This is a genomic window from Methanosarcina acetivorans C2A, from assembly GCF_000007345.1.
GTDB lineage: Archaea > Halobacteriota > Methanosarcinia > Methanosarcinales > Methanosarcinaceae > Methanosarcina > Methanosarcina acetivorans.
This window is the reverse complement of the sequence record NC_003552.1, coordinates 1,684,480-1,699,029: the sequence shown is the minus strand read 5'-3', so window position 1 is coordinate 1,699,029 and position 14,550 is coordinate 1,684,480. Positions and strand designations below refer to the sequence as shown.

The following is a 14,550-nucleotide window of genomic DNA, read 5'->3' as shown; positions in this document are numbered from 1 at the left end:
TCAGGGGAAGAGGAAAAAAGACAGAGGGCAAAAAGAAAGAGGCTGAGGAAGAAAAGAAAGAAGGGAAAAGAAAGAGGCTGAAGGAAGAAAAGAAAGAAGGGAAAAGAAAGAGGCTGAAGGAAGAAAAGAAGGAAGGGAAAAGAAAGAAAAAGGAAAATAACAGAATAGAGTCCTTTAAAATAGAGATAAAAATTGGATAAGTAATAAACGAAGTAAATCGAATCAATAAAAAACGAAGCAAATCGAATCAATAAAAAACGAAATAAATAGAATCAGTAATAAAGAAGTAAATCGAATCGATACCGAGACATATTATTGAACTTTTGTTAATTCGAACCTATCAAGATACGTGAACAAAATGGCATCAAATTCCAGAAAAACCGGAGTGCTGGCAGTTGCAACTGCCGGTGTAATGCTTCTTGCGACATACATGATTTTTTTCTACCTGTCTCCGATTAAAGACGAAGCAGGCGAGGTCCTGAGCGGAAGTTTCAGGATCTTTTTCTTCCACATGCCAATAGCAATTATATCCTATCTGGCTTTTGCAGTCGTATTTGCCGCAAGTATCCTCTACCTCCGGGACAAAGCCCTCAAATGGGATATCTATGCCCGCTCGGCTGCAGAAGTCGGAACCCTTTTTGCATTCCTTGTGCTGATTACGGGTTCGATCTGGGCAAAGGATGCCTGGGGCTGGTACTGGATCTGGGACATCAGGCTGACCACCTCCCTTGTCCTCTTCCTTGTTTACCTCGCCTACATGATGCTCAGAAAAGCCCTCGAAGAGCCTGGGAAAAGAGCCCGGCTCGCGGCAGTCTTCGGGATCTTAGGTTTCATGTCCGTGCCTCTGAGTTTCTTTTCAATCCGGCTCTGGCGCTCGGCTCACCCCCTTATGTTCGGAGGAAACACCGGCGGAAGCGGAGGAGGACTTGAAGGGACATCACTGCAGTTGACCCTCTTTGTCAATTTCATAGCTTATTTCCTGCTCTTTTTGACCCTCTTTTCCATAAAAGTGCAGAATGAAAAGATGGGAGAGGAACTTGACGCACGCAGATCTGCCGGATCAGAAGCCTGATTTCTGGCGGTCTATTTTTTCTTTTTGGCATGAAAGTCATTTCATTTACTTTCATTATTTGTGCCTGTTATTCTAAGGATATCATGTGTGTTTTTTCAATTTGTGTTACATAAATTGCACGATACAGATATAGAACACACCAGATATAGAGAGTAATTTTTTAATTTTTGAGGGAAGATTATGCGCTTTAAAATTCTGGCTACTGCAGGGTTTATTTTGCTGGGGATAGTGACTTTTTCGGTATATTCAGGCTTTAACACCGAGAGCATAGTTAATGACAGAGATATGATAGATGCGGACAATGAAAGTTCAACAGATAGCCTGTTAGAAAGCAGTGAGAATGACATATTTGAAGAAATAAAACTTAACAACAGCTCCATTGAGGCTCCTGAATCATGCGATAATTTTGAAACTATAATAGTAAATCCTGCGAAGTTCAAGGAACTGGCCTCAAACGGAACTGTAAACCTGAGCCTCGCAGGAAAAGATTATGAACTTAAACTTCAAGAAAGAGAGACTCAAAAACCAGACGTAACTTCTTACTCAGGATACATTGTCGGAAAGCCGCAAAGCAGTGTTTATTTCACGGTAAAAAATGATTCGATCGAGAGTTGCATTAATGTAGATTTTTACACGCTATCATACGGGATCGCTTCCACTCAGGAGAAATACAATGGAAAAATTGTCCATCTTCTGTGGAGGTACTATAATGAAGGAGCAGAGGAAGAAATTAAGAAACATTATTCCTTAGATCCGCTGGAATTTACCCTGACTAATAATGATAAAGAAATTCATGAAGTCTACATTGAGCTTCTTGATTTTTATAATCAATCCATATTCGAACAAACGTACACGTTGGATCCCGGAAATAAGATTAGCTCGCCTGAGATAAACGTTGAACCGGGAATGTACAGGTATGAGATTTTTCTAGATAACGAATTTATATGCGAAGAAACAGTCAGAGCGGATTATGCCGTTGAACTGGGTTCTTCTGAAAAACTGCACATTAATCTAATAGATAATCCGGAATATCCGATTGAAATAATGATTGAGGTTGCTTGATTTAAATTCCTTCCTTTCCCTCTTCTCTCCTCTCCTTTCATTTCTTTCCCTGTGCATCTAAGGGAAGCTTTGTGTCTGAACTAATTTCTCTTCCTTTTTTCCAGGAATCCGGGATAATTATTTACCCTTCCCTCACCTATTTTTTCCTATGATTTTTGATCCGATCACAGTCTGTAACCTGGAACTCCAGAACCGCTTTGTGAGGTCCGCAACCCATGAATTTATGGCAGAAAAGGACGGGACCCCCACTTCCAGGCTTGGAGACCTCTATGAAGAGCTTGCAATAAATGAAGTTGGGCTGATCATAACTGGTTATTCTTATGTCCTCCCCGGCGGGCAGAGTGATAATTTGCAGCAGGCCATCTATGATGACCGTTTCATCGAGCCGTACCAAAAGATAACCGAGAGGGTGCACAGGTACAGAAGCAAGATAGTGATCCAGATAGTACATGGAGGACGGCAGGCAGACATCTCGGACGAATATCCTGTTCCGATTGCACCGTCAGTGGTCAAAAACGGGCATTCTTCAGTGGTCCCCAGAGAGATGACAGAACAGGAGATCCTGGACATGATAGAGGCTTTTACCAGGGCAGCTGGGAGGGCAAAGGTGGCAGGTTTTGACGGAATCCAGCTCCACTGTGCCCATGGGTTCCTTTTGAGTAACTTCATCTCTCCTTACACAAACCGGCGGACGGACAGGTGGGGAGGTTCTGTCGAAAACCGGGCAAGGATAGTCACGGAGATAATAAGGCGTATAAAAGAGGATGCAGGGGATGATTTTCCGATTCTTGTGAAAATGAATGCAACGGATGGTTTTCTGCCCGGTTCCTCAAAGGCGGGGCTGGGCCTCGATGCTCCCGAATGTGTGGAAATTGCAAAAATTCTTGAAAGAGCCGGGGTCTGTGCAATAGAGGTCAGCGGAGGGATAGGCGAAGCAGGCGGAGTGACCATAAAAACTGCAATTAACTCACCTGCAAAAGAGGCATATTTCAAAAACTACTCAAAAATGATTAAAGCAGCCGTAAATGTTCCGGTAATCCTGGTGGGCGGCATCCGCTCCCTTTCTGTTATGGAATGCCTGCTTGAAAACGGATGCGCAGATCTGATCTCCATGAGCAGGGTGTTCATCAGCGAACCTGACTTCATCCCCAAACTCAGGTCAGGAGCGGTGAAAAAAGCAAGGTGTGTGTCCTGCAACCTCTGTTTTGACTCGGAGGGGATCAGGTGCAATTTTGAGTTTGATTGAAACTCTGATCTTCTCCTTTTTTCCAATTTCGTTTTTTCTTAAGCTTTTATGTTCCAGTTTTATTACATTTTTTTCGGTAACAATTCAGGTAGCCTTTTAACGGCTACAATTTTTCCTCGTTTCGAGGAAAAATTGGATATAAATTGAATCCTATTTCATTTCGTTATCATGCCTACCCGTGAAGAGATTCTTGTTTTGTGTGCTTCAAACCCTGAGGTTATTACTTATATTGTGAGTCTTGAGTCTCAAATAAAAGAACTCACTGAAAGATTGATAGCCTTAGATTCTCGTTTAAATCAAAACAGTCGTAACAGTAGTAGACCTCCTTCTACTGATTATTTTGTAAAGGAGAAGCCCAATCCCAAGAGTCTCCGTAAAAAGAGTGGCAAAAAACCTGGTGGTCAAGATGGTCATCCTGGAACAACTCTTGAAATGGTTGATGAGCCTGAGTAGGAAATAGAACACTCTTTGAGTTGCTGCAAAGAATGTGGACACACTCTTGAGAATGTTGAAGTTGAAGCTTATGAGAAAAGACAGGTCTTTGATATTCCTCCCGTAAATCTTATTGTTACAGAACACAAAAGTCAGATTAAGACCTGTCCTCATTGTGGAAGATTAAATAAAGCTGCCTTTCCCGAATCTGTGAAATATCCAGTTCAGTATGGCCCTAATATTCTAGCTTCAGCTGTTTACTGTAAAAATCACCATTTTATCCCCTATGAAAGAATTTCTGAGTTTTTTGAGGATATTATGGGAATAAAAATCTGTCCTGCTACGATAATTAGAGCAGAAAAAGAATGTTTCCAGAACTTAGAGAAATTTGAAAGCATAATTCGAGAAAGGTTACTGGCTTCTCCTGTTATTCATTGTGATGAAACTGGTATGAAGATCGAAGGAAAAAGACACTGGCTTCATGTAGCTTCTAATGATAAATACACCTGTTATTTTCCTCACTCAAAAAGAGGATCAGAAGCAATAAATGCTATGGGAATTCTTCCTGAGTTTAAGGGAGTAGCAGTTCATGATGGATGGAAACCCTACAACACTTATGACTGTGATCATGCTCTGTGTAATGCTCATTTACAGAGAGAACTTACGGGAATTGAAGAGAACTATAAACAGCAGTGGGCTAAAGAAATGAATGAATTGCTCACTGAGATGAAAAAGTATACTGACGAATGCAAAGAGCAACTCAAAGAACTGGATTTTGAGCAAATTAAAGCATTGGAAGAAAGGTTTGATGCTGCAGTCATGAAAGGAATTGAAGAAAATCCGCTGGCTCTAAACCCTGAAAAACAGGGAAAACGTGGTAAAAAACCAAAAACAAAAGCAAGGAATCTACTGGATAGGTTTATAGAACACAAAGAAAAGATCCTGAGATTCCTGACTGATTTGAAAGTTCCGTTTGAGAATAATCAGGCAGAAAGAGATATCAGAATGATGAAACTACAGCAGAAAATATCAGGAACTTTCAGGACGATACAAGGAGCGGAAGCTTTCTGCAGAATTAGAGCTTATATTTCTACAATTAGAAAGAACGGGTTATCTGTTTTAGAGGGTATTATAGCGGTGCTCAAGGGAGCGCCGTTAACCATACCCTGAATAGTTACTTTTTTCGTTCTATTTTTTCATTCATATTTTATTTGTTCCATTATTTTCACTCGAATTTTTTGCGTTCTTTTTTCCAATCTAACTTTTTTCTTTTTCACTTTTTTCTGATTTTTCCTCTTTTCTTCTAACTGATTTTTGCTTGTTGTTTACAATTATTTTTTTATCATTACCTGGAAAAACGGGTCTTAACGTATATTTTTTATAATAGATGGATACAAAAGAGATAAGCTTTAACGGCTGTTTGCAGGGACTCTGGTTTACATTTTTCTGCCGGGTCCACTACATGAAAAATATGTGTGAGGAAATAGAATAATGTCAGAAGAGAACCGTGTCGGCAGTAAGATACGTCATCTTAGAGAAGCCCAGGATATGACTGTTGAAGAACTGGCTGAAGCCAGTCAGAGCAGCGTGGAGTTAATCCAGCAGTTAGAAAATGGAGCCCTTGTTCCGTCCTTGACCCCTCTTTTAAAAATTGCCCGGGCTTTAGGTGTCCGCCTTGGTACTTTTCTGGACGACGCGCCCCAGAAAGGGCCCGTAGTGGTAAGGGCAGGACTGTCCGAAAACGTAGTTCGTTTTTCCGGGAAGACCGAGCAGCCAAAAAAGAGTGCTCTTGATTTTTATTCCCTTGCCTCGGATAAAGCAGACCGTCATATGGAGCCTTTTATCATCGATATTCACTCTTCCCCTGAAGAAAGCCACAAACTCTCATCTCACGAAGGAGAGGAGTTCATCTATGTCCTTTCCGGAGAAATCGAGATTTTCTACGGCAAGGACGTTCACAGGCTGAGTGTCGGAGACAGCATCTATTATGATTCCATAGTTCCTCATGATGTCCACACAGCAGGAAAAGAGGACGCGAGAATAATGGCTGTAGTCTATGCACCTCTCTGAGAGCCCCTAAGGCCTGGTAAGAGAGTAAGAATGTACCTTAAACTGACAGAAGTTTAGATTAAAAATTGGATAATTGAGTACAGATATTAAGAGTTAGGGAATCCAAAATGTTCAGTATAAATGTTAGTCCGCGCTTTGGAGATATTGACGGCCTCGGGCATGTAAATAACACAGTCCTTCCGGTCTGGTTCGAAACAGGAAGAAATGCTATTTTCAGGCTTTTCTCCCCGGACCTTGACCTCAGCCCTGATGTGTGGCACCTGATCCTTGTCAGAACCGAATTTGATTTTCTGAGCCAGATGTATTTCAGGTCCGATGTGGAGATCAGGACCTTTGTTGCAAAGATCGGAAACAGTTCCTTTACCGTCGGGCATGAAGCCTGGCAGGAAGGGGAACTCAAGGTAAAGGGCCAGGCGGTACTGGTCTACTACGACTTCAAACTCCAGAAAGCGATCCCCCTTCCGGACTCTATCCGCGATGTCCTGAAAAGGCACATGTTCCCTTCAATGGAAACTTCTCCGGCGGACGCAGAAACCGATACGGACTCTCCCTGCTCTATTTAAATGTACTTCAGGAACGCTTTTGATTGGTCTGTATGAAAACCCCATTCATAAGCCTGCAGTTTCTGAAAGTAGTCCAGAAGAAGAGGCTGAAACTATGCATCTTATTGAAGATTCTCTGGGAGAATACTTTGAAAAACAGGTAACTATCGACCCTGACCACGAATTTATTATTTATCCAGACCGCAACCTGCGCTTTACCTATGGACAGTTTAACGAAAGGGTCAACAACCTTGCAAAAGGGCTGCTTGCGATCGGGATAAAAAAGGGAGACCATGTAGGGATCTGGGCAAAGAATGTCCCTGACTGGCTTACCTTCATGTTTGCAACCTCAAAGATAGGAGCAGTGCTCGTCACGGTAAATACCGCCTACAGGAGCCATGAAGTTGAGTATGTGCTCAAACAGTCAGATATGAAGGCCCTGGCTCTTATCGATAGTTTCAGGGAAGTGGACTACCTCGAAATTATCAACGAACTTGTCCCTGAGCTAAAAAGTTCGGAAAGAGGGCGCCTGAAAAGTAAAAAATTCCCATACCTGAAGAGCGTGATCTATGTCGGGCAGGAAAAGCACAGGGGAATGTACAACACCAGCGAGCTGATGCTCCTTGGCAGTCATTATCCGGATGACGAACTTAAAGAAATTCTGGCAAGCGTCAGCGGGGACGATGTAATCAATATGCAGTATACCTCAGGGACAACGGGTTTCCCGAAAGGAGTTATGCTGACAAGTAAAAATATCCTGAACAACGGCCTCTCCATCGGCGACCGCCAGAAGTTCACCCATGAAGATCGGCTATGTCTGCCTGTTCCTCTTTTCCACTGCTTTGGAATCGTGCTGGGAGTCATGGCTGTCCTGACCCACAGGGCAACGCTTGTGATGCTTGAGGTTTTCGACCCCCTCCTGGTGCTTGCCGCAGTCCAGAAAGAGAAGTGCACTGCCCTTTACGGCGTTCCTACTATGTTCATTGCCGAGTACACTCATCCCATGTTTGATATGTTCGACCTTTCTTCTCTCAGGACAGGAATCATGGCTGGTTCTACCTGTCCTGTAGAAGCTATGAAAAAAGTAGTAAAAGATATGCATTGTCATCAAATCACGAGTGTCTACGGGCTTACGGAAGCTTCTCCCGGCATGACCCAGACTACTGTAGATGATCCTGTAGAACTCAGAGTCGAGACCGTAGGCAAATGTTTCCCGGGCGTGGAAGTCAGAGTTGTAGACCCGGCTACCAACGAGCTGGTACCCCCGGATACTGTAGGAGAGATCTGCTGCCGTGGGTATAACATAATGAAGGGCTACTACAATATGCCGGAAGAAACGAAAAAAGTTATTGACGAAGGCGGCTGGCTGCACAGCGGAGACCTTGGGACCTGTGATGAACTCGGTTACTACAGGATTACAGGCCGCATAAAGGACATGATCATCCGGGGCGGGGAAAATATCTATCCTAGAGAAATTGAGGAATTCCTGCACGCCATACCCGGAGTAAAAGATGCACAGGTCGTCGGCATCCCTGATAAAAAGTACGGGGAAATCGTAGGAGCCTTTACTATTCTCGAGAAAGGTGCCGATCTCACAGAAGCCGATATCAGAGACTATGCTCTAAGCAAAATCGCCCGATATAAGGTTCCAAAGCACGTCTTCATAGTAAATGAATATCCTCTGACCGCAAGCGGCAAGATCCAGAAATACAAGCTCAGGGAACTGGCTGTGGAGCTTCTGAAAAAGAGAGAGGAAGACAAAGAATAATTCAATACTATCGGCCTTCGGGTCGATGGTTTTTTAATTTTCAGTTTCAGTTTTAGTTTTAATAGAGTTGTCTTGTCCATTAGCTGCCTGAGCATAATTTTTCCTGTCACTCCATTTACGAAAAAACCTGGTTTGTGAGTTTCACTTCCCAGGCTAATAGCTAGATATTTAAATCTCAAACAGGATAGTAGTCTTAAAGTTGAAATTCAACTACTGCGATTCCGAAGTAGGTTCATAAAACTTGACTTTTGAATAGATCCGAATATCACGAATTTTTTTCAGGAAATAAGGAATTTATTTTGGAATCGAAACACTAGTCTATATTTTTGCTTTGATTGAAAATTTTAATGCCATTGAAAAACTAGAAGCTATCCATATTTTAAAGATTAACTATAATTTCCAGCAGTTAATAAAATAATGCTTCGGTCAAATAATACTAAACGAACAAAATTAATTAATCATTGAATATTTAGCGGAATTTATTATATATAGAATTTAAGCATTGAAAAGACTGTAATTGTAAGAGAAGCACTTTGGTGCATGTTTGTAAATAGAATACTTGGGGAGTATTCATTAATAGGGGTTTCACCCGATTGAGAACCCGAGGGATCACAATAAAGGGTTCTCAATCAATCACCAAACCAACCGTAAATTTTTATTGCCTTCTCTTACAATTGAGTAAAGAATATGTGGGAGTATTCTTTAAAGGGGGTTTCATCCGATTGAGAGCCCAGGGACCAGAATAAAGGGCTCTCAATCAATCACTACCACTGATATCTCAGCCACTTTTTTAACAAATGACAAAACATATGGAATAGAAAACCCATTATTTACAGAGTTTTCATTTAGAATTTCCCCGTATTTTTATTTGACCCCTGCTAAATCTTTCTAATAGTTCTTTTTACTATTCTATGATATATAAATTCTTTGATATTTTGACAAGTTAGAAATTAAACACTGAATTAGCATGGAAACTTCATATTATGCTTCATTTTTGATCACTTTTAGCTTGTTTCAATAGCTTGTAAACTCGTATTTTAAATAATCAATAAAATGTTTATCCCTATCCTCGGGTCACCTATCGAATTCTAGTATACTGTAGTAATATTGAATTTTCATGTTAAGTTTTGACATCTCGTCCTGACATCGAATTTTGCCAGCGGTTTTATTTATTATCAATCTAATTTTTCTATGGGGAATATTATGGTCTCAGGTAATAAATGTAGAAAAGCATTCTGTTTTCATGAAACTGTTCAAAAAAGGGCACAAAAACAACAGGGCACATCGCATAAACAAAAAATGCAGCTTAAATCAAGATCTTTGAAAGCTGTTCAAATTAGCGAGACCGGAGAAATCCGGCAGATGGTAGCTGACACTCCCGAAAACCTCCGCATCTGTATGGAACACTGCGGTACATGCCCGAGTCTGCCCTTTCCACCTGAACCATTTCTTTTCTGCGCGAGAGGGTGTTCTCCTGAAAAGATCTCAAAAAAAAGCTGCAATTGCCCGACATGCCCCATCTATAACAAATACAAGCTTCAAAACCTGTACTTCTGCGAGACCGGAAAAGCTGTAAAAGAAAGAGAAGAAGAAAAAAACGTATAGAAAGGATGGAGTGGAAGGATTTAACGGGCCCAATTGAAATTAATAAAGTTCTAATTAGCAGTTATTCTAATTACCAGCCATCCTAATTAGCAGTTATTTTAATTAGCAGATATTCTAGTTAGCGGTGGTTCTAATCAGCAGTTATTCATTTCTTATATCGTTTTTTATAATTTATTTAGCTAGATGACTTTAGTTTCATAATTTTTATTAGAAATTACATTTCCATTAAATTATATGGTTGTTTGAATATTAGTTATTAATGAAACATTGAGAATCTTCTTAATACTGGATCTTTTGGTTATGTATTTGGGGGGAAGAAATTATGAGAACAGATCTAACAATATCGTGTTTCTTGCTGGTGTTTTTCTTATTGTTGACACCATTTAATGCCGCAGCATCTGAAACAAATTCAGATGACGCAACCGCCGACGCAAAAAACCTTTCCGGGACAAATGCTGCAGATACTGTGGTTTCCCAAATCATAGGCGCATCTGTCTACATAGAAGGAGAGATTTACAATAATGAATACGCTACGATCTCCGTAACAACAAAAAACGAAGGAGACAAATCAAGTGAAGGCCATATTATTGTCGCGTTTCCGAATAATGAAGAAATCTTGAGTAAGGAAGGAAGCGGGGACAGAGTAGACATCTATCCAAGCGGCAGTTCGATTGAGACCAAAGACGGTACAAAAATTGATTCATCGGAGTATCTTTTTGTCGATCTGGTAAAGTACGACTGGGAAACAGGGAAAAACGAAACTCTCAACCTGAAGGTCAAGCCGAATAAAGGCTCCGAGGAAATTGTGTACCTAGTCAGGGCAGAATTAATGAATGACGCAACCGGAGATTATGAGAGGTATCCCGGAATTTTGAGTGAATCGAGTGACGTGGACCAGCAGGGCTGGTACGTTTACAATAATTCGTTTGGAGTATCCGGCGATCCCGATTTGATGATCGAGGACATATCCTGGGAACCGGAAAATCCCCATGAAAACGAAAACGTGACATTCAAAGTTACATTGAAGAATGTGGGGCTTGCATCATCCGGAAATTGCAGTGTAAAATGCTACCTGGATGGAAATGAGATCTCTTTTTCCACGGTTTCCGGACTTGAAGCCGATTCGACAACTTCCTTTACATTCAACTGGGTCCCGACCAGTTCCGGAAGTATGGACTTGAAGGTAGTTGTGGATTCAGAGGGCCAGTTTGTTGAGTTTACCGAAGAGAATAACGAAAAAACAGGGATATTTAAAGTGATAAGCTACACGAATTCGTCGTCTCCTTCTTCGCCCTCTCCGGGTTCGGGCTCGTCAAGTTCTTCATCCAGCTCCGGTGGAGGAGCCGGCGGCTCTCCAGAACCTGCCAGCAATGTTGAGATAAAAGAACTTGCCCAGCAGTTTGTCAGTAACGGCAACCATGCCAAATTCATATTCGCAAAAAATGTAACCTCAATCGCTTACATTGAATTCGATCCGAAAAAGACTGTCGGGAAAACCACAACCATTGTCGAGACGCTTAAAGGAAAATCCACCCTTGTGACGGAACTGCCCACTGGGAAAGTTTACAAAAACACGAATATCTGGGTCGGAAACGAAGGGACTGCAAGCTCGGAGAACATTGAAAACGCAGTTGTCGGTTTCAAAGTCGAAAAAACCTGGATTAATTCAAACGGAGTAGATTCGTCTTCTGTCAAACTCTGGGCGTTTGAAGACGAAAAGTGGGTCGAACTTCCGACCAGCCAGACTGACGAAGACGAGGACTATGTCTATTATGAGGCAGATACTCCAGGTTTCGCGTCTTTCTCAATAATGGCCCTTTATCCGGAAGAAAACACGGAAGGGACGTCTCTGCCTCTTGGGAGTTATGTAGAGGATAAGGATACAAAGGCAGTTTCCGAAACTTCAGAAGAAGAATCTGAGGTTGTCGATTCGGAAGCCGGAGAGAATAATTCAGGAAGCATGAAAAAAGGATTGCTGGCAATCGGTATGCTGGCTGCAGTAATTCTGGCTGGCTATGTGATTTCAAGGAAGCAAGACTAAGGTTTCACTTCCTATTTTTCTCTTTTTTGAATAATCTAGAGTTGTAAATTCTTCTTGTAAATTCTTCTTTTTTGCAATTTCGTCGTATTTTGCAGAGTTTTCTATCCCTAATTTGACAGATTCTGCTAATTAATACAGTATATTCTTACACAAAACACGTTGCATTGACACACTACATTTTAGTAAATTAAAAAATGTCCAAAAATCATAAGATGCAAGACAAAACTTTGAATTGTATTAAAAAAACAGAAGCATGAAGCCCATTCCAACATTATAAAATGTGTGCTTCTGTCAAATTTGGGTTCTATAGTTCCCGATGCTCACAGGAAGAAGCTTGGAGAGTTTACATCAACCCGCCAAGCACCACTCCCAGTCCCATAACAGCCACACAGCCTATAGCTGCCACATCGGTCTTGTTCCAGGTAAGCTTTTTCTCAACACTCTGGCGACTCCTGTAACCCCGCATGTCCATTGTCAGGCCGAGCACCTGGGTCCTTCCGAGGGAGTTTGCGACCAGAGGCACAAGGATTGGCTTTACACTCATGATTTTTCCGCGGAGGCCTGTCCCGGGGTTGTATCCCCTTGCGAGCTGGGCTTCGTGGATACGCTGGCCTTCTACCTGGAGGCTCGGGATGAAGCGGAGAGCGATCACGAACATGAGCACGTAGTCTACAGGGACGTGGATTGCAAGAAGGGCTTTCATAAGGTCACTTGGCTTTGTGGTGACTACCAGGAGCTGGAAGGCAAAAAGCATTGCAAAGAAACGGAGGGAAAGGACGGTTCCAAAGTCCAGGGCTCCGGTCGTGATCGGAACAAACCCGCCAGCTGTAAAGGTACCGGCAGGGATCAGGTAGCCGACGGTTTCCCCGCTTCTCAGGGTAAAGACGGTGAGCAGAATAAGACTGATACTCAGGAAGACCAGAAGTTTTACCTGCTTGAGAAGTTCCTGCTGAAGCCCAGCTATTAGAGAAGCCAGAAAAATCCCGAACACCATAACGGCCAGGAAAACCGGGTTTGTTGTTAACACGCTCAGGGCTATTATGCCCGTTACCGCAGCGATTTTCGAAAGCGGGTTCATGCGGTGTAAAAAGCTTTCCCTATTTATGTACTGCATAATCTCTTTCATGCGCATGTGCCTCCTCTTACACATTCTTCACTAACACTTTCTTCACTAACAATTTCTTCACTAACAATTTCTTCACTAACAATTTCTTTACTGACATGTCCTTTGTAGTCACTTTCTTCCTTGACAGATCCTTTGCCGGAAAATTTCCTGTTTGCCGAATCCTCCACAACTTTTCCGGACTCCATCCGAATGACTCTTTCTACATGGTCCCTTACGATCTGCAGGTTATGAGTCACCATGACTATTGTATGGCCTTCCTGCTGGAGCTTGCGCATGAGCTGCATCATCCGGTCGGACTCTTCGGCATCAAGGCCTGTGGTGGGCTCGTCAAGCACTATCAGCTCAGGCTTCATCGCAATTATGCAGGCAACAGCCAGCCTCTGCCTTTCTCCTCGGCTGAGATGGCGGGGGAAGACTTTTTGCTTATCATTCAGGTTTACAAGCTCCAGGGAACGGAGGATTGCCCCTACTGCTTCAGGCCCTTTTACGCCGATGTTATTCAGCCCGAAATTGATTTCGGCTTCAACAGTATCTTCAAAAAGCATATTGTCCGGGTTCTGGAAGACCAGCCCGGTATGTTTCACAAGCTCGTTTATGGGGGTTGTAGAGGTCTCAAGCCCTTTTACTGTCACTTTTCCGGAGTAAGGGCGAAGGAGGCCATTGAAATGTTTTACGAGGGTAGTCTTACCAGAACCATTTTCCCCCAGAATGGCAACAAGCTCCCCAGGGTAAATCTCAAGGTCAATGTTGTCAAGCGCCAGGATTTCTCCATATCGCTGGGTGAGGTTCTTTACGGAAATAATCGGCTGCTCAGCTGTTCTTGAAAGGGGAAGGTCTGTTTGAAGAGCTGAAGTAGAAGTAAGATTTGTAGAAGTAAGATCTGAAGACTTTGAGGTAAATTCCGAGGGACTTTTTATTGCCTTTATCTCTCCTTTCTCAAGAAGCACGACCCTGTCCCCAATTTCAAGGAAATCCTCGATATTGTGGTCTATGATTATAATAGTTTTTCCGGCATCTTTCAGCCTCTTCAGGACAGAAAATACCTTTCGGACTGCCTGGGAGTCTAGTTCGGCAGTGGCTTCGTCAAGGATCAGGACTTCCGTATCCAGGGCAAGGGTTGCTGCGAGGGCAACTTTTTGCTTCTGCCCTCCGGAAAGCATGTGAGGAGCCCGGTTATTCAGATGGCTGATTGCGCAGAAATCCATTGCCTCTTTTGACCTGCGTACCATCTCTTTTTCCGGATGGCCGCGGTTTTCAAGTCCTGAAAAGATTTCTTCTTCAACAGTCGTAAAGATCAGCTGAGATTCCGCGTCGTCAAAAACCACCCCTATATGTCGACTCAGTTCCTTTATGCCGTCAAATTCTTTTACATCCCTGCTCTGGAAGCTGATGTTCCCCTCAATTTTGCCTCCGATCTCGTGGTGGAGAATGCCTGCCATTGCAAGGGCTAAGGTAGTTTTTCCGGCTGCACTGTGCCCCGTAACAAGGAGCAGCTCTCCTTTCCGGATTTCCAGATTTATGTTTTTTAACGCAGGGATTGCTGCTGTTCCGTAGGTATACGAAAAGTTCCTGAGTTCTATCATGCT

10 protein-coding genes and 1 pseudogene are annotated in these 14,550 nt (G+C 42.6%); 9 read left to right on the top strand and 2 right to left on the bottom strand.

Annotation, left to right across the window (positions count from 1 at the left end; all coding sequences use genetic code 11):
* Positions 1 to 358: 358 nt before the first annotated feature.
* The 9 genes and pseudogenes from MA_RS07415 to MA_RS28500 all read left to right on the top strand — a co-directional run bounded on the left by MA_RS07415 (position 359) and on the right by MA_RS28500 (position 11,838).
* A complete protein-coding gene (locus MA_RS07415; protein WP_048065117.1) occupies positions 359 to 1,072 on the top strand; it encodes a cytochrome c biogenesis protein in 714 nt (237 codons plus the stop codon).
* A 216-nt stretch (positions 1,073 to 1,288) separates the two neighbouring features.
* The gene (locus tag MA_RS07410) at positions 1,289 to 2,134 is read left to right on the top strand and encodes a hypothetical protein (RefSeq protein WP_226990789.1); all 846 of its coding nucleotides are present in this window, start codon (positions 1,289 to 1,291) and stop codon (positions 2,132 to 2,134) included.
* Positions 2,135 to 2,282: 148 nt separating this feature from the next.
* On the top strand, positions 2,283 to 3,380 hold the full coding sequence (locus tag MA_RS07405) for an NADH:flavin oxidoreductase (RefSeq protein ID WP_011021442.1): 1,098 nt from the start codon (positions 2,283 to 2,285) through the stop codon (positions 3,378 to 3,380).
* A 168-nt stretch (positions 3,381 to 3,548) separates the two neighbouring features.
* Positions 3,549 to 4,982 (top strand): annotated as a pseudogene (locus tag MA_RS07395) (IS66-like element ISMac24 family transposase).
* Between the two features lie 321 nt (positions 4,983 to 5,303).
* Positions 5,304 to 5,882, top strand: coding sequence for a helix-turn-helix domain-containing protein (locus MA_RS07390; protein ID WP_011021440.1), 579 nt, complete (start codon positions 5,304 to 5,306; stop codon positions 5,880 to 5,882).
* Positions 5,883 to 5,989: 107 nt separating this feature from the next.
* Entirely contained in the window at positions 5,990 to 6,445 is a 456-nt protein-coding gene (locus tag MA_RS07385; protein ID WP_011021439.1) for an acyl-CoA thioesterase, read from the top strand.
* 94 nt (positions 6,446 to 6,539) lie between these two features.
* Positions 6,540 to 8,192, top strand: a complete 1,653-nt coding sequence (locus MA_RS07380; protein WP_011021438.1) for an AMP-binding protein — start codon at positions 6,540 to 6,542, stop codon at positions 8,190 to 8,192.
* A 1,320-nt stretch (positions 8,193 to 9,512) separates the two neighbouring features.
* Positions 9,513 to 9,797: a DUF2769 domain-containing protein gene (locus MA_RS07375; RefSeq protein ID WP_226990788.1), complete on the top strand. Its 285-nt coding sequence runs from the start codon at positions 9,513 to 9,515 to the stop codon at positions 9,795 to 9,797.
* A 322-nt stretch (positions 9,798 to 10,119) separates the two neighbouring features.
* Entirely contained in the window at positions 10,120 to 11,838 is a 1,719-nt protein-coding gene (locus MA_RS28500) for a PGF-pre-PGF domain-containing protein (RefSeq protein WP_083755889.1), read from the top strand.
* A gap of 343 nt (positions 11,839 to 12,181) precedes the next feature.
* Here MA_RS28500 and MA_RS07365 read toward each other — a convergent pair whose 3' ends face one another.
* Both MA_RS07365 and MA_RS07360 read right to left on the bottom strand, forming a co-directional pair.
* Positions 12,182 to 12,964, bottom strand: coding sequence for an energy-coupling factor transporter transmembrane component T family protein (locus MA_RS07365; RefSeq protein WP_048065114.1), 783 nt, complete (start codon positions 12,962 to 12,964; stop codon positions 12,182 to 12,184).
* Positions 12,961 to 14,547 carry an ABC transporter ATP-binding protein gene (locus MA_RS07360; protein WP_011021434.1) on the bottom strand — a complete coding sequence of 529 codons (1,587 nt, stop codon included), beginning with the start codon at positions 14,545 to 14,547 and terminating at the stop codon, positions 12,961 to 12,963. The genes MA_RS07365 and MA_RS07360 overlap by 4 nt, the downstream gene beginning before the upstream one ends.
* Between the last annotated feature and the right edge of the window lie 3 nt (positions 14,548 to 14,550).